Here is a 21,016-nt window from a genome sequence, read left to right on the forward strand (position 1 = left end):
ATGGCTCAGGTTTGGCGGGATTTCAGGTGGGTGTTGCTAGGTAGTGCTGTGATACTCACATTATCACTAGGGATACGACACGGGTTTGGGCTTTTTTTGTCGCCAATGAGCGCACAGTTCGGTTGGGGGCGTGAGGTATTTTCGTTCTCGATTGCTATCCAAAACCTGGTGTGGGGGCTCGCACAGCCTTTCGCAGGTGCTCTTGCTGACAGGTATGGTGCTGGCAAAGTCGTTGGGGCTGGCGGCGTATTGTATGTTGTGGGCCTAGTCTGCATGAGTTTTTCCGACTCACCCTCAACGTTGATGATGAGCGCAGGCGTACTGATCGGTATTGGCCTATCAGGCACGTCATTTTCGGTGATCTTGGGTGTGGTGGCTCGGGCACTGCCGCCTGAGAAGCGCAGTACGGGAATGGGCCTTGCAAGTGCGGCAGGATCCTTTGGCCAGTTCGCCATGCTCCCAGGCTCTCTGGGGCTGATCCAAGGGATTGCTGGGAGAAAGCTCTGTTGGTTCTGGCACTGTTCGCCTCTCTGATTATTCCGCTGGTCGGTCTGTTGAAAGACAAACCAATCGAGCGTCAGCCAGGTGACCAGACCATGACACAGGCCCTTCGAGCTGCGAGCTCCAGCCCTGATTTCTGGCTCCTCACGTTTGGCTTCTTCGTTTGTGGGTTCCAGGTCGTCTTTATTGGCGTCCATTTGCCGGCCTATTTAATGGACAAGGGACTGACTGCTCAAACGGGTACCACTGTTCTGGCACTCATTGGGCTATTCAATATTTTTGGCACCTACACAGCTGGCTGGCTCGGCGGGCACCTGTCCAAACCTAAGCTGCTTACGGCTCTCTACTTGCTTCGAGCGGCGGTCATTGTCGCCTTTGTTTCTGTCCCGGTGAGTAACGTCACGGCTTACCTGTTTGGCATGGCAATGGGCTTCCTCTGGCTTTCAACCGTTCCACTGACAAATGGAGTCGTCGCCTCGGTATTCGGTGTTCGTAACCTTTCAATGCTTGGCGGGCTCGTCTACCTGTTCCATCAAGTTGGCGCATTCCTGGGCGGTTGGGTCAGTGGGGCGGCTTATGACATCACGTGAAGCTATGACCTGGTCTGGAAGGGTGCAGCTGTCCTGAGTCTGATCGCTGCTGCAGTGAACTGGGCGGTGAGGGAAAAGCCAGTTGCACAGCTGAGTACAAGCGTTGCTGCGGGCTAGTGACGAGACTATCAGCCTTCGAATTGTAAACCTGCCTCAGGAGCGTGGATGTACTCCCTGAGATGCTAGCAGTTTGAATCGAGCAAATAGCAGTATTGGGAGCGGATTTGTGACGCATAGGGGCTCGACGCGATGACGAAGTGTATGAGGCCGCCAACCGGCGTGTCTGACCCTAAACCCCGCACTAGCGGGGTTTTTCCTTTCAATTCCCTCCACGTCTCCCCTGCCCAGATTCGATCAGGGCTGCGGTTTACCTGCTGATGCTCAGATCAATCTCTGATGTTCCATTACGCCGTAAGCTTAAGACGCTTTATGGCTGGTGTGCTTATTAGGGTTTGCCTCTATATAGCTGTGCTCTCTGCGCTCGGTTTTGGTGCGTCAGTCCAATCTGGATGAAAAGAATCTTGGGCAAAGTGAAAAGCGACGCCAGGTTGGGGCACGACTCAGCTGCTTCAGACCCTCATGTGAATTTAATGAACTTGTGATTTCTAAATGATTTGCGCAAGTCCTTTGCCAGCCCATCCACCAGTTGCTGAGCATGCTGCTTCACAAGCACTACTCCAGCACTCTTAGCTACCAGCAACAACGACGTCACGTCGTTTTCCCTCCCGCATCGCGCACAAACCACAAATCCACCAGGGGCGGGCGAATAGCCCGCATGAGGCAGGGCGAATTCGTAGGACCGGCAAAATGCACAGCGCAATCCAATCGACTTTTTGAAGGTCTCCATCGCTACATCAGTCCGGGCAGAGAGCCCGCCAGACCACCCACGATTGCGCCGACGAGCGGATGCTCAAGGAAGGATGACAAGCGGCCTTTGGCTTCAGCTTTTTCTTCTTCCGTTGCCTCGGACTCATCAATCTTCTGCAGAAGTTGATTGAAGACGTTATGAATATTTTGTACGTTGTAATTACCGACCTGGGCCGGCCCGTGAACATTCAAGGTTGCGATCTGCATACTTGCTCCCAGTTCATACGCTCGGTTTTTCCCGTGTTTTACCGATATGGCTCGGCTCTGTCCTTCTTCAGTCAGGGCCACATGCTTGAAACCCTGGATGCCTTTCTTCAGCAGCGAGCGCGAGTTACAAATATTGATAACCCGGAAAAGGTATTCTTCCGACCAATTGAATCGCTCGTCCACCGCTTTGCGATCAGATGCCCCTTCTGCGAACGAAAAACAGACGGTGTTGATGGTTTCACCAAGACCTTCCATGTCGTCATTTACATAAGTTAGCAGCGCATCGATATCTTTCTGTAGTTTTTCTGCATCCATATCAAATATTAACCTCAGCCAGCCAAGTTCGAGAGAAATGCTAATAATCGCATGACATCTGTACGGCCTGCAGCGCAATCATTTAGATCGCCAGGCTCACAGTCACATGGCCATCATACAATTTCGCTGGGTGTTGTCGAACGCCGCTGGCTGGTGCGGGCCCCCAGCCAGAACTGGGCGATATTGGTGATTGGCACGCACAGCAGTGAGATCGCCGGCAGCAGTGATCGAGGTGCGCTCTGGAAGGGTACGCCTTCGCGGGCAGGCGGCAGATAACCTTGCCCCGCTCGACTTGCCAGGCTTTATTCCGGCCTCCATCCGCTCGATTTTTTGCCGCGGCATCGTGCCGTACCACGGGGCGGCGTTGTCCCGCGACGCCGAAGAAACCGACAAGACAGACGCCATGTTCAAGGAACTGATTCCGGAAAACACCCACCCGCCCCCCGGAAATCGATAGCTCAGGATCATTGCGAACCGCCTTTTTGACGGTAATCAGCTCTTCGCACTTCCAGCAGTCCATGACGGCCGCGATCTAGGGATGGAAAGATTTTTCTCCACCGATTACTAGCTCAGCTGTAAACCACTTTTTTTCACTGTAAACCACTGTGGTTTACAGTGAAAAAAAGTGGTTTACATGGAGATCGGAACACACAGCTCATCCGGCGCTGTAAGCCAAGAAGTGTAAGGCCTCCAGCCACGTCGATATGCTGAATCCTACAGCGCTGAGCGCACATTGAAGCCTCGCGCTTCGACTCTCTGATCACCCGTAGCTGGGGTATGCTCTGCCTAAGCTTTGCAACTGAGCACGCTTGAGCGTAGCCACGAAGCCTTTGGACGATGCAGCCGCAGCTATGCATCAAGTTAAAAGGCACCCAAAGGTGCCTTTTGGGATGATTTGAGGAGTAGTCGCAGCGATCCTTTAGCTCCCAGCCTTGCGACCTTGGGTTCAGAATCCGGCAGGCGATGCCCGCCGTCATTACTTCAGAGAAACCAGCTTTCTCTGCTGCCAAAATTGCGGGGGGGATCTTGCTGGTACCCAGTCCCGACGAATGCGCAGTTGCAGCCCTCGAGCATAAGGCTAAAGAAGGTGAAACGCGTGTCAATCAAACTTGATGAATGGGTTTGATTTCACGCATGAGGCCACGGTGCCATGACTCAAACCATTTCAGATAACCTGAAAAAAATTCAAACTATCGTGAAAATGAAGGACAAAGGCGACCAGAGCTTCGGGCGAGTAGCGCATGGTATTGATAAAACCGATGGTAGCTATGTCGCGAGTATCAGTTATATCAAAGAACATGGGAACCACGAATCACGCAATGGATGGAATTTGCAATGAAAACGGTCTCCTTTACCGAACGCCTGGTGCACGCCGTGGGCTACGAAGCATTCGCGGTGCTGCTGTGTGCACCACTGTTGTCCTGGGTGATGGGCAAGTCGCTGGCGACTGCGGGTGCCTTGGCGGTAACCCTGTCGGTTATCGCCATGCTCTGGAACATGGTCTACAACGCGCTGATCGACCGCTGGGTGCAGACCGAACGCATCAACTGGAAGGCCAGTGGGCGCTTCGTGCACGGCCTGGGCTTCGAGGCTGGGCTGGTGGTGTGGTGCCTGCCGGTGGCGGCATGGATGCTGGATATCTCGCTGCTGCAGGCGTTCATGGTAGAGCTGGGCTTTTTGGTGATTATTCTGCCCTACACCGTGTTGTACAACTGGGCGTTCGATAAAGCCCGGCACCTGCTGATGCAGCGCCGCCTCGCGCGTTCCCTGTAGACCCTGTAGGAGCGGCTTTTAGCCGCGAACACCGGCATAGCCGGTGCCAACCACCGCGGTGCTTGCTTCGCGGGTAAACCCGCTCCCACAGGGACCGTGAGTCATCCAACAAAAACGGGGCATGCCTTTGCTGGCATGCCCCGTTCTTATACAGCTGATACAGCTCAGGCCACCTTGACGATCCAGCCTGCCGGCGCTTCAACATCGCCGCTCTGGATGCCGGTCAGCTCGTTGTAGAGCTTCTGGGTAACCGGGCCGACTTTTTCCAGGTCGTGGAACACGTGCAGCTTGCCGTTGTACTCGATACCGCCGATCGGGGTGATCACCGCAGCGGTACCGCAAGCGCCGGCTTCGATGAAGCGGTCCAGCTTGCTGATTTCGACGTCGCCTTCAATCACGGTCAGGCCCAGACGCGATTGCGCCAGTTCCATCAGCGACAGGCGGGTGATGCCTGGCAGTACCGAGGCCGATTTCGGGGTAACGAACTCGTTGTTGGCGGTAATGCCGAAGAAGTTGGCCGAACCCACTTCCTCGATCTTGGTATGGGTCAACGGATCGAGGTAGATGGCGTCGGCGAAGTTGGCCTTCTTGGCCTCAGCGCCCGGCTGCAGGCTGGCAGCGTAGTTGCCACCGACCTTGGCGGCGCCGGTGCCTTGTGGGGCGGCGCGGTCAAAGCTGGAAATCTGGAAGTTGTGCGGCTTCATGCCGCCCTTGAAGTACGAGCCAACCGGAATGGCGAAGACCGAGAAGATGAACTCGGGGGCGGTGCGCACGCCAATGTTGTCACCGGTGCCGATCACGAACGGGCGCAGGTACAGGGCGCCTTTGCCGTGCGGTGGTACGAACTTTTCGTTGGCCTTGACCACTTGCTTGCACGCTTCGATGAACACATCGGTCGGCACATGCGGCATCAGCAGGCGGGCGCAGCTGCGCTGCATGCGGGCGGCGTTCTGGTCCGGGCGGAACAGGTTGATCGAGCCGTCCTTGCAACGGTAGGCCTTCAGGCCTTCGAAGCATTGCTGGCCGTAGTGCAGGGCCGTGGAGCCTTCACTGATGTGCAGCACGTTGTCGTCGGTCAGGGTGCCTTTGTCCCACTCGCCATTGCGCCATACGGACAGGTAGCGTTTGTCGGTTTTGATGTAGTCGAAACCCAGCTTGTCCCAGTTAATGCTTTCGTTGCTCATGACACCCTCATTGTCTTGCAAGTGCCCGATCGCTCGGGCTGCTGTTATATGCGCACCACGTCACCATAATACATCCGTCGCGGATCGGGAACGGCCAGTCACGAATTGATAGCCTGCGATGCTTTTTTTTCGGTTTCTACAACCGCAGGTACTCATCCAGTGCCAGGTTTTCCAGCAAAACCGCATCATGGGACGCCACCATCAGCGCCCCGCGAAACTGCCCGAGCATGCGCTCCAGGGCTGCCAGTGACGGCAAGTCCAGGTGGTTGCCGGGCTCGTCCAGCAACAGCAGGTCGAGTGGCCGCTCGCGGTACAGCACGGCAGCAAGTGCTGCCTTCATCCGCTCGCCGCCGCTGAGCAGGCTGCTGGGCAACTCGACGCGGGCCGCATTCAGGCCCAGTTGTGCCAGGCGGCTGCGCAACTCGCCCTGGGCCAGCACCGGGTTGGCCCTGCGCAGGTGTTCGAGCACGCTGCTGTGGCCTGCCAAGGTACTGCAGTGCTGGTCGAGCAGGGCGGTTTCGCCACGGCGGCGCAAAGTGTGTGGTGATGCCGGTAATTGCCCGTTCAGCAGCCTTAGCAGCGTGGACTTGCCACTGCCGTTGGCGCCGACCAGGCCCATCCGCTGGCCCAGGCACAAGCGCAGGTCAAGCGGTTTGCGGGTGCCATGGGGCAAGCGAAGTGCCTGCAACGCCAACACTTCGCGGCCCGCATGACGCGGGGGCGTGGGAGCATGCAAGGTAATCGCAGTGGCTTGCTCGACCTCGCGGGCGGCGTCATGCACTTTGCCCAGCAATGCTTGCCGCGCGTCGCGATGGTCGCGGTGCTGCTTGCCCGCCGTGGCCTGGCTGCGCTCCTGCTGGCGGTCGACCAGGATCTTGGCCTGGTTGGCATGCCTGGCTTGACGCCCGGCCCGGGCCTGATGGCGTTCCAGGTCTTCGCGCTGGCGCTGCAGTTCACGGGCTTGGCGTTGTTGCTGCTGCTTGAGCCGGGCAAGTTGCTGCTGGGCCTGCGCCACCTGGCTGGCTTTTTGTGCTGCATAGAAGCCGTAGTTGCCGCCATAGGCCTGTAACCCCAGGCTCGACAGTTCGACAATGCGCGCCATGTGCGCCAGCAGGCTGCGGTCGTGGCTGATCACCAGCAAACCTCGGTCCCAGGCCTCGATCATGCTCAGCAATTGGGCACGGGCGTCGCTGTCCAGGTGGTTGCTCGGTTCGTCGAGTATCAGGTAGTCGGCACCGCTGAGCCATGCGCCTGCCAGCGCCACGCGCATAGCCTGGCCGCCGCTCAGGCTGCGTGCGTGCTGGCGCCAGTCAAGGTGACTCAGGCCGTTGCGTTGCAGGTGCATCTGCAGTTGCTCGCGGATATCCCAGCGCTCGCCGACGGTGTCGAAATCCTGGGGGTTGATGCTGCCTTGCTCGATGCGCTCCAGCGCCGCAACCACCGACCCCACCTGGGCCAGGTCGGCAAGCGTGGTGCTGCGCTCGATTACCTGCTGATTCAGCAGATGGACAGGCCCAAGGCGCCGGCACTGGCCGCTGCTCGGTGCACGCTGGCCGGCCAGAACCTGCCCTAGCAGGCTCTTGCCCACGCCATTGCGCCCGACCAGGCCGGTACGCCGTTGGTCGAAGGTTTCGTTGAGGTCGGTAAACAGTAGCCGGCCATCAGGCAAGGCCAAAGAGACGCTGTCCAGCGTCAGGATCGACGTGTTCGTCATGCACAACTCCACAAATGCCGCGACATCTCCGGAGCAAACCGGAGGCTGAAGACTGGCCGTCGAATGGACGGCGGCATTAATGGCGCATTGGACGAATACCTCGTACTGGGGGAGTGCGTAGCCTAACGGCCCGTTGGGGGCGGGTAAAGTACCGCCCGCCGTGTATGGGTTTCCTGCACTGGCGATGCGCCGCGCGAGCGGCGCCCGATCTTGTCTGGCCCTGGGCTCAGCGCCCCGTCAAGCGCTTGGCCCAGTCGCCTCCGTGGCTCTGTTTGCAGGCCTCTTCGCTGTCAAACCGTACATGCCACGCCGGGTGATCCAGTTGTATGCCGGCGTGGTCCAACGCCTGACGGGTCAGCGCCAGCATGCGTGCCTTTGCTTCACCCGCCACTGCAGCGACTTTCTCGGCCTCTTGTTCAAACACCCAAGTAATACGCAGGCTGGCCGGAAAGTTCTCAGGGTCCAGGCGATGGGTGAGCCAGGTGAACCCGACGATTTCTGCCTTGGCGGTTTCACAGGCGTCCGTCAGGCACGCTACCAGCTCCCGCTCCAGGCGGGCCATTTCGCGTTTGCCCAGCGCCTTCACAGGTTGGCCTCGTCATCGATCTGCTGGCAGAAGCGCAGGCGGTTGCCGAACGGGTCGCACACCTGCATCTGCAGGCCCCAGTCCAGGCGCTCGGCTTCGGGCCGGGCGTAACCGTACTGTTTGCCTTGCAGTTCATGCTCCAGCGCCCGCAGGTCGTCGAGGCGGGCAAACACTGTAGAGCCGGGGCAGGCATCGCCATGGTGCTCGGTAAGGTGCAGGATCAGGCCATCGCGGTGAATCTGCATGTACAACGGCAGGTTCGGGCTGAAGCGGTGCTCCCAGTCCAGGCTGAAACCGAGAAAATCCATGTAGAACTCCCTGGCCTTGTCGACCGAGAAGATGCGCAGTACCGGGATGGCGGGGGCGAGGAGCATGGGGCGTCCTTGACAGTGGGCAAAGTCGCCACTGTACCGCAGTGCCGCCAAGAGTTGTCGGCAAGCCCCGCAGCAATGGTTGACCACCCGCCAGCCACTGCGTAGCCTTGCCACTTCGAGGTTCTTCGGCCAGGCCGAAGCTAAGACGGGAACGCGGTACAAGCCGCGGCTGCCCCCGCAACTGTAAGCACTGACAACGGATCGACACAGCCACTGCGCCAATGCGCGGGAAGGCGTCATCCCGCCAGCCCGCCGTTCAACTGAACGGGGAGCTGGAACGGTGCAAGCCAGGAGACCTGCCTCGCAACGTTTTCGACTTTCAACCGGGCGGGGTGATCCGGTGGCGAACAAGCCCGGCCGGCCTGGTCCGCGGCTGTCGTCCTGCATGCCCGCGCCATTCTGCCAAGGGCAATGCGACATGAAAACACTGGCCAAGCTCCCCGTTACCATCGTCACCGGCTTCCTCGGCTCGGGCAAGACCACCTTGCTGCGCCACATGCTCGACAACGCCCAGGGCCGTCGCATTGCGGTCATCGTCAACGAATTCGGCGAACTGGGTATCGACGGCGAAATCCTCAAGCAGTGCAGCATCGGCTGCACCGAAGAAGAAGCCAGCGGCCGCGTCTATGAACTGGCCAACGGCTGCCTGTGCTGCACCGTACAGGAGGAGTTCTTCCCGGTCATGCGCGAGCTGGTGGCACGCCGTGGCGACCTGGACCACATCCTGATCGAAACCAGTGGCCTGGCCCTGCCCAAACCGCTGGTGCAAGCCTTCCAGTGGCCGGAAATCCGCAACGCCTGCACCGTCGACGCGGTCATCACCGTGGTCGATAGCCCGGCCGTGGCTGCCGGCACTTTCGCCGCCTACCCGGACCAGGTCGATGCCCAGCGCAAGCTCGACCCTAACCTGGACCACGAATCGCCGCTGCACGAACTGTTCGCCGATCAGCTGGCTAGCGCCGACCTGGTGGTATTGAACAAGGCCGACCTGATCGACGCCGAAGGCCTGGCCAAGGTGCGCGCCGAAGTGGCCGAAGAACTGCCGCCGGCAGTCAAGGTGGTAGAGGCCAGCAGTGGCAAGCTGCCGCTGGAGGTGCTGCTGGGTGTGGGCGCCGAGTCCGAGGCGCACATCGATGGCCGCCGTACCCACCACGATTCGCACCACGATGGCGACGATCATGACGACCACGACCACGACGCCTTCGACTCCATTTCCATCGACCTGCCGGAGGCTGACGAAAGCCTGTTGCTCGACGCCTTGACCCAGCTGGTGGTGGAGTTCGGCATCCTGCGCGCCAAAGGCTTCGCTGCCATCCCGGGCAAACCGATGCGCCTGCTGGTGCAAGGCGTGGGGACCCGTTTCGACAAACACTTCGACCGCGCCTGGCGTGCCGACGAGCCGCGCATCACCCGCCTGGTGTTGATCGGCCAGGAACTCGACGCTGCCCAGCTGGAAGCGCGCCTGCGCCAGGCCTTGGGCGCCTGACCCGTGCACCTGCTGCGGACCCAGCCCGGCGGCTTCGTGCCGGACGACAGTATTGCCGACCTTGGCCAGACACCCGCCGAACTGGTGATTCTCTGCAGCGGCGATTCGCACCTGGCGTTGCTCGCCGATACGGCCGAGCAACTGCCTGAGGATTTCCCCAGCCTGCGCCTGGCCAACCCGATGCAGGTGCAGAACCACGCTTCGGTCGACCTGTATGTCGACCAGGTGCTGCGCCACGCCAAGGTCATCCTGGTGTCGCTGCACGGCGGCGTCGGTTACTGGCGCTATGGCGTCGAGCAACTGGTCGAGCTGGCTGCCCGGGGCGTGCAACTGATTCTGGTACCAGGCGATGATCGCCCTGACCCGGAGCTGACCCGCTTGGGCACCGTCACGGGCGACCAGGCCGAGCGCCTCTGGCACTACTTGCGCCAGGGTGGCAAGGCCAATGCCATCAACCTTTACAACTGCCTGGCCAACCAGTGGCTGGGCCGCGATTATGCCTGGGACGAGCCGCAGCCCTTGCCGCGCACCGCTGTGTATCACCCGGCCAAGGGCAGTGTGGCACTGGAAGACTGGTACCCGCACTGGCACCCGGATTGCCCGGTGGCGCCGCTGCTGTTCTACCGCTCCCATTTGCAGGCGGCCAACACCGCGTTCATCGACGTGTTCTGCCAGCGCCTGCAAGCCGCTGGCTTGAACCCGTTGCCGATTGCCGTGGCCAGCCTAAAGGAAAGCGCCTGCCTGGACCAGGTCGAAGCCTGGCTGGACGAAGTCGGTGCCGAAGTGCTGGTCAATACCACCGGTTTTGCCCTGTCCAGCCCCGAACGGCCCAACCTGCGCCCGTTCCGCCGTGACATTCCGGTGCTGCAGGCCATCTGCGCGCAGGACAACCAGCCCGGCTGGGAAGCCAGCGAACAGGGGCTGGGTGCACGCGACCTGGCCATGCACATCGCCTTGCCCGAACTGGACGGGCGCATCATTACCCGCCCGGTCAGTTTCAAGGACATGGCCTGGCGCAGCGAGCGCAGCCAGTCCGACGTGGTGTGCTACCGCGCCCACCCCGAGCGTATGGACTTTGTCGCCGAGCTGGCCCGGCGCTGGGTCGAGCTGGCGCGCCTGCCCAATGCCGAGAAGCGCGTGGCCCTGGTGATGGCCAACTACCCGACCCGGGATGGCCGCATCGGTAATGGCGTCGGCCTGGATACGCCCGCTGCTGCACTCAACATTCTCAAAGCGCTGCAGGCCGAAGGCTATCCGCTGGCCGATTTGCCGGGCAGCGGCACGCAACTGATCCACCAGCTGCTCGGCGGCGTGACCAACGACCTTGACCACCTGGACCAGCGCCCTTGCGCCCAGAGCCTGAGCCTGGCCGACTACCAGGCCGCCTTCGAGCGCTTGCCCGAGGCCAATCGCCAGGCAGTGCTGGAGCGCTGGGGGCCGCCCGAGCAGGACCCGATGTACCGCAGCGGCCGGCTGATGGTGGCCGGCTTGCGCTTTGGGCTGACCTTCGTCGGCATCCAGCCCGCCCGGGGCTACCAGGTAGACCCCAGCGCGGTGTATCACGACCCCGACCTGGTGCCGCCGCACGGCTACCTGGCGTTCCACTTCTGGCTGCGCCACGCGTTCGCCGCCGACGCGGTGATCCATGTCGGCAAGCACGGCAACCTCGAATGGCTGCCCGGCAAAGGCGTCGGCTTGTCGGCGCAGTGCTGGCCGGACGCGCTGCTTGGCCCGCTGCCGAACATCTACCCGTTCATTGTCAACGACCCGGGCGAGGGCGCCCAGGCCAAGCGCCGTACCCAGGCGGTGATCATCGACCACTTGATGCCGCCGCTGACCCGTGCCGAAACCTACGGCCCGTTGCGCCACCTGGAGCAGCTGGCCGACGAGTTCTACGAAGCGCAGCTACTCGATCCGCGGCGTGCCCGCGAGTTGCAGCGCGACATCCTCGAACTGGTCAAGGTCAACCACATCGACCGCGAGCTGCAGTTGGAAGGGCAGCTGGATGATGCCGCTGTCTGGCTGCCGCGCCTGGACACTTACCTGTGCGATCTGAAGGAATCGCAGATTCGCGATGGCCTGCATGTGTTTGGCCAGTCACCAGAGGGGCGGCTGCGGCTGGATACGCTGCTGGCCCTGCTGCGGGTTGAGCGGGGCGACGGTCGTGGTGGTAATGCCAGCCTGCTGCGCGCCTTGGCCAAGGCCTTGGTGCCAGGCTTTGACCCGCTCGATTGTGAGCTTGGGCTGCCCTGGCAGGGCGAACGCCCTGAGCAGCTTCTGGCCATGAGCAGTGAACCCTGGCGCACCTGTGGCGATACCCGCGAGCGCCTGGAGCTTTTGGCGCAGCAGGTGATCGAGCAAGCGCTGGGCGGCACCCTGCAGTTGCCTGAACCGAGCGAATGGCAGCCGGTGCGTGACGTGGTGCACGCCTTGTGCGAAGCGGTGGCGCCCAGCCTGGATGCCTGCGGCGCCGCTGAAATGAACGGCCTGCTGGCGGCGCTGGCCGGGCGATTCGTGCCTGCCGGCCCCAGCGGTGCGCCCAGCCGTGGCCGCCTCGACGTGCTGCCCACCGGCCGCAACTTCTATACCGTGGACGTGCGCAACCTGCCCACCACCACGGCCTGGCGCCTGGGTTTCGCCTCGGCCAGCCTGATCCTTGAACGCCACCTGCAGGACCACGGCGATCACCTGCGCCAGCTTGGCCTCTCGGTGTGGGGTACGGCCACCATGCGCACTGGCGGCGACGACATCGCCCAGGCCATGGCGCTGATGGGCGTGCGGCCGGTATGGGCCACCGGCAGCCAGCGCGTTGACGATTTTGAAATACTGCCGCTGAGCCTGCTCGACCGCCCGCGGGTGGATGTGACCTTGCGCGTTTCCGGCTTTTTCCGCGACGCCTTCGGCAACCTTATCCGTCTGTTCGATGCCGCCGTGCAAGCGGTGGCCGCGCTGGACGAGCCTGACGACCTCAACCCCTTGGCCGCCCGGGTACGCAGCGAGCGTGCCGCGCTGCTGGCGCAAGGGCTGGACGCCGAGCAGGCCGTGCGGCAGGCGGGCTGGCGGGTGTTCGGCGCCAAACCTGGTGCGTATGGCGCCGGGGTGCAGAACGCCATCGACGGGCGCCTGTGGCACAGCCGCGACGACCTGGCCGAGGTCTACCTGAACCACGGCGGCTACGCCTACGGCGGCAGCGACGACGGCACCCCGGCCCGCGCCCAGTTCGCCCAGCGCCTGGCCAAGGTGCAGGCGGTGCTGCAGAACCAGGACAACCACGAGCACGACCTGCTCGACTCAAACGACTACTACCAGTTCCAGGGCGGCATGCTGGCAGCGTCGGAAACCTTGTCCGGGGCGCCGGTGGCCAGCTACCACGGCGACCACAGCCAGGCAGACCGTCCCCGCATCCGTACCCTGAAGGAAGAGCTGAACCGGGTAATACGCGCCCGCGCGCTCAACCCCAAGTGGATCGACGGGGTCAAGCGCCACGGCTACAAGGGGGCTTTCGAGATGGCGGCGACGGTCGACAACCTGTTCGCCTTCGATGCCACAACGCACCTGATCGACGACCATCATTACCAGGGGCTGGCCGATGCGTACGTGCTCGACCCGGCGACCCGTGATTTTATGCGCGAGCACAACCCCGAGGCCCTGCGCGACCTTACCGAGCGCCTGCTGGAGGCCCAGCAGCGCGGGCTGTGGCAGGCGCCGGGCGAGTACCGCGAGGCCCTTGAGGAACAACTGCTCGACGGCGAGGAACAGGCTTGAAATGAGTGAACCCGTGCAATTTCCGCTGGCCGCCGTGGTCGGTGCCGACGACCTGAAGCTGGCGCTGTGCCTGACCGCCATCGACCCGAAAATCGGCGGCGTGCTGATCGAAGGGCCGCGTGGCATGGCCAAGAGCACGCTGGCCCGTGGCCTGGCCGACCTGCTCGGCGAGGGCCCGTTTGTCACCCTGCCACTGGGCGCCAGTGAAGAACGTCTGGTCGGGACCCTCGACCTGGATGCTGCGCTGGGGCAGGGCCGGGCGCAGTTTTCCCCGGGCGTGCTGGCTCAGGCCGACGGTGGCGTGCTGTATGTCGATGAGGTCAACCTGCTGCCCGACACACTGGTCGACCTGTTGCTCGATGTGGCTGCCAGTGGCACCAACCGCATCGAGCGCGACGGTATCTCGCACCGGCACAGCGCCCGCTTCGTGCTGATCGGTACCATGAACCCGGAAGAGGGCGAGCTACGCCCGCAGTTGCTCGACCGTTTTGGCCTGAACGTGGTACTGGAGGGCCTGCCTGCGCCGGAGGCCCGTCAGCAGATCATTCGCCGACGCCTGGCCTTCGACAGTGACCCGCAGGCTTTCTGCACACAATGGGCTGCGGCCCAGGCGCAGTTACGCGAGCGCTGCCAGGCGGCGCGCCATGCCCTGGCCGGTATTGCCCTGGATGACCAGGCGCTGGCCTGGATTACCGAGCGTTGCTACGCCGCCGGCGTCGACGGGTTGCGCGCCGACCTGGTGTGGTTGCGTGCGGCACGCGCCCACTGCGCCTGGCGCGGCAGTGCGGCCATCGAAGCAGTGGATGTCGAAGCGGTGGCCGAGTTCGCCTTGCGCCATCGCCGCCGCGTTACGCCCCAGGCCAACCCGCCGTCGGCGCCGCAGCCGCCTGACCAGCAGCCAGGCCAGCAAAGCGCTGGCAACGCGGGTGAACAGGGCGGGCAGGGCGACTGGGGGGCATTGCCGGCGCAACCTGTGGCCAGCGGCGCACGTCGCGAGGTGCCGAACTGGGCAAAAAAGCCCTGAGCATCCCCCAGTCACCTGCAAAAGGGGCGGATGCCAAAGCGGGCGCAGGCAAGCAGAACGGCGCCAGCCGTGGCCGCCCGCGCAGTGCAGCAAGCGGCCGGGTGGCCTGGCTGCCGACCTTGCTCAAAGGGCGGCCACGGCTACGCCACGACCTGTGCTGGCAACAACGCCAGGCTAAACCGGCAGAGTTGTGGCTGGTGATCGTCGACGCGTCGGCCTCGACCCGCCGCCATCAGGCGTTGGCACACACCAAAGGGCTGCTGGTGGCACTGTTCGACCAGGCCTACCGCCAGCGCGCCCGCCTGGCCTTGCTGACCGCCAGCGGGCGCACACCGCAGTGGCAGCGCCACGGCCTGAAGGCCTCGGCAGCCTTGCAGCCATGGCTGCAGGCTTTGGGCGCCGGTGGCGGCACGCCGCTGATCGCTGCGCTGGAACAGGCCCGGCATTGGCTACAGGCGCGCCAGCGCGCCCACCCGGATGAAGCAGTACGCTGCCTGGTGTTTACCGATGGTCGCCTTCAGCACTGGAACGCCGTACAACCCATGCCCTGTACAACGTTGGTGGTGGACATGGAGTTGGCGCCGGTGCGTATTGGGCGCGCGCAACGCCTGGCCGAACAACTGCAGGCCGATTATCAGCACTTGCAACAGTTCAAAGTCGTGGACTGAACAGCAGGGTTGCGACACTGTGTCGCAACTGTGAAAGTTGCCAGAACAGCAACTTTGTATTTGACCAAGTGCGTGGCGCTGCACGCACTTGGTTTGCCGGGCACTGTTACTTTGGCATCGACCACGGTTGCAGGTCGTAACCTTTTTCGCACAGTTCGGCGCGCACTTCTTCGATCAGGCTGGCCCACTGGGCAGGGTCGGAGTAGATACGCGACGACACTTGCTTGCTGCCAATGCGGGTGCTGGTCCGGTCGATCACTGCCAGGCTCAGCTCACCAGTACCATTGGGTGCATCCCAGGCTACGCACTGGAAAGGTTCGAAGGCGTGGTCGGCAATCAGCAGTGCTTCGTTGACACGGAGCGGGGCATTCATGGTTCGGTCTCTCTATGGTCCCAAACATCGAAGTGAGTCCGCGTTGCTTCAAGGTCGCCTCAAGGGTTGCGAATTGCAGCGCGGGGTTATGTGTACTGATGCTCGTCCTCTGGGGGCAAGTCACACATTAGGTGTAAAATTTTTTGTCAGGCTTGAATCCGTTATTGCCTGCGCCGCCATGGGATGTCGTTAAAGTGCGAAAATTCCCGTGGGACATTGTAAAAAAATGCGTCAACAGACAGACGGTAGTGGGCACCGTCAACTTCGTTGCTACTGTTAAGCGAGCGCCACAACTTGCTGTTTTACTTCATAAAACCAAAAACTGGCGCCAAGGATCGGTTATGCAACAGCTTGCCGCTCAACGTCGTTTGCTCATCGTCGACCCGTGCGCCGACTGCCACCAGCTGTTGCCAGGGCTGCGTAACGCAGGCTGGGATGTGGACAGTTGCATGCTCGCTGCCGCGCTGGATCATCCTTGTGATGTAGGGTTATTGCGATTGCAGGCTTCGCACCTGCGGCACCCGGACGCGGTCAAGGACATGATCAAGCGCAGTAACACCGAGTGGATCGCGGTGCTCAGTGCCGAACAATTACGCATGCCGGCCGTCGGCGATTTTGTTTGCGAATGGTTTTTCGACTTTCATACCTTGCCATTCGATGAGTCCCGGGTTCAGGTCACCCTGGGCAGGGCATTCGGCATGGCGCGGCTACGTGGCAAAGGGGCTGCCAGGGTGGACGAGGCGACCCACGAACTGCTCGGCGAAAGCCGGCCGATCCGCGAGTTGCGCAAGCTGTTGGGCAAGCTGGCGCCCACCGAGTCGCCCGTGCTTATCCGTGGTGAAAGCGGCACGGGCAAGGAACTGGTGGCGCGCACCCTGCATCGGCAGTCGCAGCGCAGCGACCAACCGTTCGTCGCCATCAACTGCGGGGCAATCCCCGAGCACCTCATCCAGTCAGAATTGTTCGGTCATGAGAAGGGCGCTTTCACGGGTGCCCATCAGCGCAAGACCGGGCGCATTGAAGCAGCCCACGGTGGCACGTTGTTCCTGGATGAGATTGGTGACTTGCCGCTGGAGTTGCAGGCCAATCTGCTGCGTTTTCTGCAAGAAAAGCACATCGAGCGTGTGGGCGGCAGCCAGCCGATTCCGGTGGATGCACGGGTCTTGGCCGCCACCCACGTAGACCTTGAAAGAGCCATCGAGCAGGGGCGTTTTCGCGAAGACCTGTATTACCGCTTGAACGTGCTACAGGTGGTGACGGCGCCGCTGCGTGACCGGCATGGTGACTTGTCGATGCTAGCCAGCCATTTTGCCCATTTCTACAGCCTGGAAACCGGGCGCCGGCCGCGTTCATTCAGCGACCATGCCCTGGCGGCCATGGGCCGGCATGACTGGCCGGGCAATGTACGCGAGTTGGCCAACCGGGTGCGACGCGGCCTGGTCCTGGCCGAAGGCCGGCAGATCGAGGCGCAGGACCTGGGCCTGCAGACGTTGGACCAAGGGCAGCAGCCGCTGGGCACGCTAGAGGAATACAAGCAGCGCGCCGAGCGCCAGGCCTTGTGCGATGTGCTTAACCGGCACAGCGATAACATGAGCGTAGCGGCCAAGGTGCTGGGAATCTCCCGGCCGACCTTTTACCGCCTGCTGCACAAGCATCAGATACGCTGAATGAGCCACGAAACAATGGTCTGCGACACACCGCTGTGGGAGCGGACTTGCCCCGCGAACACCGGCAACGCCGGTGCCATGAACCGCGTCGCTGGCTTCGCGGGACAAGCCCGCTCCCACACTGACCACTGCCTGAAAATCAGTGTGGCGCGCGCACGATGGTCTTCAGCAGGTCTTCCGGGCTGATGTGCCCCACTACCTGAGCCACCGCACTGCCCGGGGTTGGCAGGTCGATGATGTGGCTTTTCATCTTGCCGACCACATGCATTTCGCACGGTTTGCAGTCGAACTTCAGGGTCAGCACTTCGTCACCCTGAATCAGCTGCATCGGCGCTACCTTGGTGCGCACACCGGTCACGCCCTTGGCCTGCTTGGGGCACAGGTTGAAGGAGAAGCGCAGGCAGTGCTTGGTGATCATCACCGGCACTTCACCGTGTTCTTCGTGGGCCTCGTAGGCAGCGTCGATCAGCTGCACGCCGTGGCGGTGGTAGAAGTCGCGCGCCTTCTGGTTGTACACGTTGGCCAGGAACGACAGGTGCGACTCGGGGTACACCGGTGGCGGCGAGGTCTCGGCCTTGCGCCCGCCACGCGGGTGCGCCTTGATACGCGCTTCGGTCAGCGCCTCGATGGCTTCACGGCGCAGGGCCTTGAGCTGCGAGTTGGGGATGAAGTAGGCCTGCGGCGCGTCCAGCTCGATGCTGCTGGCGTGGTACATCGTGGTCCCCAGCTGGCCGAGCAGGTCGTGCAACTGGTCCAGTGCCTGCTGCGGCTTGTTGGCCGTGCCGAACGGCCCGTCCAGGGCCACCTGCACGCGGACGCCTTCCTCGCTGCTGAGGGTGAGTATCAAGCGCTGCTCGCGCAGCACAGCATGCCATTGCACGCTAACCCGGCGCTCGGAAGAGGTGCGTTGCAGGGCCTGCTGCCAGTTGTGGTCAAGGTTGCGCGACAGCGGGTGGTTGGGCCGCAGCTTGTGCAGGCCTTCGGGCATTTCGTTTGGCTCAACGCGGTAGCGGTAGCGCTTCTGGCCGTCTTCCTCGAATTCGCCACGTGGTTCAGCGATGTTGGCGCGGAAACCCACCACTTCACGTTTGACCAGCACGTTCAGGCCGTCGCCGTTGGTCAGCGGCACCTCGGTGACCACTTGCATGTCACGCTTGCCGACCTTTTCCACCACACCCACCGGCAGGCCGGTGAAGGTGGGGGAGTCGAAGGCGCCGATATCCACTTTGCGGTCGGTCACGAAATAGTCGGTGCTGCCGCGGTGGAAGGTCTTGTCCGGGTCGGGCACGAAGAAGTGCTCGGTCCGGCCGCTGGACGCACGGGCATATTCCGGGCGGCCTTCGAGAATGGCGTCGAGCTCTTTGCGGTAGTGGGCGGTGATGTTCTTCACATAGCCCATGTCCTTGTAGCGGCCCTCGATCTTGAACGAGCGCACGCCGGCATCTACCAGGTCGGCCAGGTTGGCGGTCTGGTTGTTGTCCTTCATCGACAGCAGGTGCTTCTCGAACGCAACCACGCGACCCTGGTCATCCTTCAGGGTGTAGGGGAGGCGGCAGGCTTGCGAACAGTCGCCACGGTTGGCGCTTCGGCCAGTCTGCGCGTGGGAGATGTTGCACTGGCCGGAGAATGCCACGCACAGCGCACCGTGGATGAAGAACTCGATGGCAGCGTCGGTTTCGGCGGCGATGGCGCGGATTTGCTGCAGGTTCAGCTCACGGGCCAGTACCAGCTGGGAGAAACCGGCCTGGTCGAGGAACTTGGCCCGTTCCAGGGTACGGATGTCGGTCTGGGTACTGGCGTGGAGCTCGATCGGCGGGATGTCCAGCTCCATTACACCCAAGTCCTGCACGATCAGCGCGTCGACGCCGGCGTCGTACAGCTGATGGATCAGCTTGCGCGCAGGTTCCAGCTCATTGTCGTGGAGGATGGTGTTGATGGTGGTGAACACGCGCGCATGGTAGCGACGGGCGAACTCGACCAGTTCGGCGATCTCGCTGACCTCGTTGCAGGCGTTATGGCGCGCGCCAAAGCTTGGGCCGCCGATGTAGATGGCGTCAGCGCCGTGCAGGATCGCTTCACGGGCGATGGCCACATCACGGGCAGGGCTGAGCAGTTCCAGGTGATTCTTTGGAAGGGACATATCGTTATATTTTCGGGCTGCCACGGTTTAGGCGGGCATTGTAGCGGTGAAACGGGCTGGCGGCATCATCGGGGTGCCGAGAGGTGTATTGCTGTTACCGGCCCTATCGCCGGCAAGCCAGCGCCCACAGGAGTTGCATAGGGCTTGAGGCCAATGCGGTCGAGGTGGGCGCTGGCTTGCCGGCGATAGGGCCCTTGCAGGTAGCTCAGCGCTTGGCAGCCATCGCCGTGACTTCTACGCGCATGCCGTCAAATGCCAGCGACGCCACACCCACGGCCGCACGTACCGGCCATGGCTTGCTGAAGAAGCGCTGGTACACCTCGTTGAACGCGGCACGGTCGGCCATGTCGGTCAGGTAGATGGTCAGGTGCAGCACGCGGTCCATGCCGCTGCCAGCCTTTTCCAGCGCCACTTTCAACGCCTGCAGGGTGCATTCGCTTTGCTCGACGATGCCGCCCAGTTCCAGGCTGCCGTCGGCGTGGGTCGGGATCTGGGTGGTGACCAGTACGCCGTTGAATTCGGCGACGTCGGACGAAATCGACTCGGCGTCCGGGTCCGGGGTGTAGATGATGTCTGCATGTGCCATGGTGTGTTTTGCCTTGCTACGGAAGGAAAACGGCAAGCCTACGCGAGCAGGCGCACCCGGTCGAGGGCACCCCGGTGTTTGAAATGCGCGACGTTCGCCGTCAGAATCGCGCCCATTGCAAAGCCAGGGGCACACTTTGAACGAACAGACTTTGTCCAGGCGCCTGGAGCGCGTGGCCGCACATGTGCCGCAGGGCGCGCGCCTGGCCGATATCGGCTCGGACCACGGTTACCTGCCGGTGGCATTGATGCTGCGCGGCGTACTCGAGGCCGCTGTAGCGGGTGAGGTGGCGCAGACGCCGTTCGCCTCGGCCCAACGCAACGTGCGCAGAAACGGCCTGCAAGACCGGGTCACCGTGCGCCTGGCGGATGGGCTGGCAGCGGTCGAGCCGCAAGACCACATCTCGGTGGTCAGCATCTGCGGCATGGGCGGCGACACCATGTGCGAGATCCTCGAGGCCGGCAAGCAGCGCCTTGGTGGCATCACGCGGCTGGTACTGCAGCCCAATGGCGGTGAGCGTGAGCTGCGCCAGTGGCTGGCGGATAACGGTTACCACATCGTCAACGAAGAGCTGCTGCGGGAAAACCGCTTCGATTACGAGATCATCGTCGCCGAGCCGGGCAGGGTGGAATATAGCCCTGAACAGCTGTACTTCGGCCCAGTGTTGATGCAGGAGAAAAGCGAGGCGTTTCTGGTCAAGTGGCGGCGCATGCTGCGGCAAAAGCAGCAGACCCTGGCCAATTTCCAGCGGGCTCGCGATGCGGTGCCTCAGGCGAAAATCGACGACTTCAATCAGCAGGTGGGCTGGATCACCCAGGTCCTGGCCTGACTCACTGCTGCGAGCAGTTGCCCATTTCGCGGTAGTCGATTTCGCGCTTCTGGCCCTGGTGGTCGACATACACCATGTGCGCAGTGCCGACCTGGCAGTCGGCGGCGTTGCTGGCGGGGGTGATGGAGATGACCTTGGCCACGTCCAGCGGCATGCCGTACTCATACGTGCTGCTGGCTGCCTTTGTACTGCCTGCATCAGCAAGGGCACCAAACGAGGCGAAGGCAGCAGCAACAGCAAGGACAGCGATCGAACGTTTCATGACAGGTTCCTTTTCTTGAATGTATGACTAATGATGTATTCATTGGTCATTCACAATAAATGGGCTGTTCCGTGATAGATTCCTGCCTGTAACGCAAGAATAAGA

Annotated in this window: 18 protein-coding genes, 1 pseudogene and 1 riboswitch; of the genes and pseudogenes, 10 read left to right on the plus strand and 9 right to left on the minus strand. The window is 62.2% G+C overall.

The genetic code is table 11. The features are described 5' to 3' along the window. Positions 1 to 1,208: pseudogene (locus tag CKW35_RS04430) on the plus strand (MFS transporter). Positions 1,209 to 1,940: 732 nt separating this feature from the next. Here CKW35_RS04430 and CKW35_RS04440 read toward each other — a convergent pair. Further along, positions 1,941 to 2,480, minus strand: coding sequence for a hypothetical protein (locus CKW35_RS04440; RefSeq protein WP_060518164.1), 540 nt, complete (start codon positions 2,478 to 2,480; stop codon positions 1,941 to 1,943). Positions 2,481 to 2,703: 223 nt separating this feature from the next. Between CKW35_RS04440 and CKW35_RS27745 the strand changes: the two genes are divergently transcribed. The 3 genes from CKW35_RS27745 to CKW35_RS04455 all read left to right on the plus strand — a co-directional run bounded on the left by CKW35_RS27745 (position 2,704) and on the right by CKW35_RS04455 (position 4,253). Then, positions 2,704 to 2,937, plus strand: coding sequence for a hypothetical protein (locus CKW35_RS27745; RefSeq protein ID WP_159971661.1), 234 nt, complete (start codon positions 2,704 to 2,706; stop codon positions 2,935 to 2,937). A gap of 693 nt (positions 2,938 to 3,630) precedes the next feature. Further along, entirely contained in the window at positions 3,631 to 3,819 is a 189-nt protein-coding gene (locus CKW35_RS28240) for a hypothetical protein (protein ID WP_159971663.1), read from the plus strand. After that, complete coding sequence (locus CKW35_RS04455; protein ID WP_095115218.1) at positions 3,816 to 4,253, plus strand: multidrug/biocide efflux PACE transporter; 438 nt, start codon at positions 3,816 to 3,818, stop codon at positions 4,251 to 4,253. The genes CKW35_RS28240 and CKW35_RS04455 overlap by 4 nt, the downstream gene beginning before the upstream one ends. Positions 4,254 to 4,417: 164 nt before the next feature. Here CKW35_RS04455 and CKW35_RS04460 read toward each other — a convergent pair whose 3' ends face one another. The 4 genes from CKW35_RS04460 to CKW35_RS04475 all read right to left on the minus strand — a co-directional run bounded on the left by CKW35_RS04460 (position 4,418) and on the right by CKW35_RS04475 (position 8,111). After that, entirely contained in the window at positions 4,418 to 5,437 is a 1,020-nt protein-coding gene (locus tag CKW35_RS04460) for a branched-chain amino acid aminotransferase (RefSeq protein ID WP_016487380.1), read from the minus strand. Between the two features lie 136 nt (positions 5,438 to 5,573). Next, positions 5,574 to 7,151, minus strand: a complete 1,578-nt coding sequence (locus CKW35_RS04465; protein WP_095115220.1) for an ATP-binding cassette domain-containing protein — start codon at positions 7,149 to 7,151, stop codon at positions 5,574 to 5,576. A 226-nt stretch (positions 7,152 to 7,377) separates the two neighbouring features. Then, positions 7,378 to 7,737, minus strand: a complete 360-nt coding sequence (locus CKW35_RS04470) for a hypothetical protein (protein ID WP_023048339.1) — start codon at positions 7,735 to 7,737, stop codon at positions 7,378 to 7,380. Then, complete coding sequence (locus CKW35_RS04475; protein ID WP_016487377.1) at positions 7,734 to 8,111, minus strand: glyoxalase superfamily protein; 378 nt, start codon at positions 8,109 to 8,111, stop codon at positions 7,734 to 7,736. The genes CKW35_RS04470 and CKW35_RS04475 overlap by 4 nt, the downstream gene beginning before the upstream one ends. A gap of 101 nt (positions 8,112 to 8,212) precedes the next feature. Further along, positions 8,213 to 8,430, plus strand: a riboswitch (cobalamin riboswitch). Positions 8,431 to 8,529: 99 nt separating this feature from the next. Here CKW35_RS04475 and cobW point away from each other — a divergent pair. The 4 genes from cobW to CKW35_RS04495 all read left to right on the plus strand — a co-directional run bounded on the left by cobW (position 8,530) and on the right by CKW35_RS04495 (position 15,054). Next, positions 8,530 to 9,597 (plus strand): cobalamin biosynthesis protein CobW, encoded by a 1,068-nt coding sequence (cobW, locus tag CKW35_RS04480; protein ID WP_016487376.1) that lies wholly within the window; start codon positions 8,530 to 8,532, stop codon positions 9,595 to 9,597. A gap of 3 nt (positions 9,598 to 9,600) precedes the next feature. After that, a complete protein-coding gene (gene cobN, locus CKW35_RS04485) occupies positions 9,601 to 13,362 on the plus strand; it encodes a cobaltochelatase subunit CobN (protein ID WP_095115222.1) in 3,762 nt (1,253 codons plus the stop codon). A 1-nt stretch (position 13,363) separates the two neighbouring features. Next, positions 13,364 to 14,386, plus strand: coding sequence for an ATP-binding protein (locus CKW35_RS04490; protein ID WP_095115224.1), 1,023 nt, complete (start codon positions 13,364 to 13,366; stop codon positions 14,384 to 14,386). Positions 14,387 to 14,487: 101 nt separating this feature from the next. After that, a complete protein-coding gene (locus CKW35_RS04495) occupies positions 14,488 to 15,054 on the plus strand; it encodes a VWA domain-containing protein (RefSeq protein ID WP_095115226.1) in 567 nt (188 codons plus the stop codon). Positions 15,055 to 15,160: 106 nt separating this feature from the next. Here the strand turns inward: CKW35_RS04495 and CKW35_RS04500 are convergent, their stop codons facing one another. After that, positions 15,161 to 15,427, minus strand: coding sequence for a hypothetical protein (locus CKW35_RS04500; RefSeq protein ID WP_013972506.1), 267 nt, complete (start codon positions 15,425 to 15,427; stop codon positions 15,161 to 15,163). Between the two features lie 341 nt (positions 15,428 to 15,768). Between CKW35_RS04500 and CKW35_RS04505 the strand changes: the two genes are divergently transcribed. After that, entirely contained in the window at positions 15,769 to 17,094 is a 1,326-nt protein-coding gene (locus CKW35_RS04505) for a sigma-54 dependent transcriptional regulator (RefSeq protein WP_095115228.1), read from the plus strand. A 139-nt stretch (positions 17,095 to 17,233) separates the two neighbouring features. Here CKW35_RS04505 and CKW35_RS04510 read toward each other — a convergent pair whose 3' ends face one another. Together CKW35_RS04510 and CKW35_RS04515 are read right to left on the minus strand one after the other, a co-directional pair. Next, positions 17,234 to 19,234 carry a U32 family peptidase gene (locus CKW35_RS04510; protein ID WP_095115231.1) on the minus strand — a complete coding sequence of 667 codons (2,001 nt, stop codon included), beginning with the start codon at positions 19,232 to 19,234 and terminating at the stop codon, positions 17,234 to 17,236. Between the two features lie 205 nt (positions 19,235 to 19,439). After that, positions 19,440 to 19,820 carry a RidA family protein gene (locus tag CKW35_RS04515; protein WP_016487370.1) on the minus strand — a complete coding sequence of 127 codons (381 nt, stop codon included), beginning with the start codon at positions 19,818 to 19,820 and terminating at the stop codon, positions 19,440 to 19,442. A 136-nt stretch (positions 19,821 to 19,956) separates the two neighbouring features. Between CKW35_RS04515 and CKW35_RS04520 the strand changes: the two genes are divergently transcribed. Next, complete coding sequence (locus CKW35_RS04520; RefSeq protein WP_060518150.1) at positions 19,957 to 20,649, plus strand: tRNA (adenine(22)-N(1))-methyltransferase TrmK; 693 nt, start codon at positions 19,957 to 19,959, stop codon at positions 20,647 to 20,649. Between the two features lies 1 nt (position 20,650). Here the strand turns inward: CKW35_RS04520 and CKW35_RS04525 are convergent, their stop codons facing one another. Beyond that, a complete protein-coding gene (locus tag CKW35_RS04525) occupies positions 20,651 to 20,911 on the minus strand; it encodes a DUF2790 domain-containing protein (RefSeq protein ID WP_016487368.1) in 261 nt (86 codons plus the stop codon). Positions 20,912 to 21,016 lie beyond the last annotated feature (105 nt).

This window comes from Pseudomonas sp. Irchel 3F3 (assembly GCF_900187545.1).
Lineage (GTDB): Bacteria > Pseudomonadota > Gammaproteobacteria > Pseudomonadales > Pseudomonadaceae > Aquipseudomonas > Aquipseudomonas fortuita.

Bases quoted from the DNA above. Each gene is read 5' to 3' on its own strand.
- CKW35_RS04440 (WP_060518164.1), bottom strand. From the start codon at position 2,480: ATGGATGCAGAAAAACTACAGAAAGATATCGATGCGCTGCTAACTTAT.
- CKW35_RS28240 (WP_159971663.1), top strand. From the start codon at position 3,631: ATGACTCAAACCATTTCAGATAACCTGAAAAAAATTCAAACTATCGTG.
- CKW35_RS04455 (WP_095115218.1), top strand. From the start codon at position 3,816: ATGAAAACGGTCTCCTTTACCGAACGCCTGGTGCACGCCGTGGGCTAC.
- CKW35_RS04460 (WP_016487380.1), bottom strand. From the start codon at position 5,437: ATGAGCAACGAAAGCATTAACTGGGACAAGCTGGGTTTCGACTACATC.
- CKW35_RS04465 (WP_095115220.1), bottom strand. From the start codon at position 7,151: ATGACGAACACGTCGATCCTGACGCTGGACAGCGTCTCTTTGGCCTTG.
- CKW35_RS04475 (WP_016487377.1), bottom strand. From the start codon at position 8,111: ATGCTCCTCGCCCCCGCCATCCCGGTACTGCGCATCTTCTCGGTCGAC.
- cobW (WP_016487376.1), top strand. From the start codon at position 8,530: ATGAAAACACTGGCCAAGCTCCCCGTTACCATCGTCACCGGCTTCCTC.
- CKW35_RS04490 (WP_095115224.1), top strand. From the start codon at position 13,364: ATGAGTGAACCCGTGCAATTTCCGCTGGCCGCCGTGGTCGGTGCCGAC.
- CKW35_RS04500 (WP_013972506.1), bottom strand. From the start codon at position 15,427: ATGAATGCCCCGCTCCGTGTCAACGAAGCACTGCTGATTGCCGACCAC.
- CKW35_RS04505 (WP_095115228.1), top strand. From the start codon at position 15,769: ATGCAACAGCTTGCCGCTCAACGTCGTTTGCTCATCGTCGACCCGTGC.
- CKW35_RS04510 (WP_095115231.1), bottom strand. From the start codon at position 19,234: ATGTCCCTTCCAAAGAATCACCTGGAACTGCTCAGCCCTGCCCGTGAT.
- CKW35_RS04515 (WP_016487370.1), bottom strand. From the start codon at position 19,820: ATGGCACATGCAGACATCATCTACACCCCGGACCCGGACGCCGAGTCG.
- CKW35_RS04525 (WP_016487368.1), bottom strand. From the start codon at position 20,911: ATGAAACGTTCGATCGCTGTCCTTGCTGTTGCTGCTGCCTTCGCCTCG.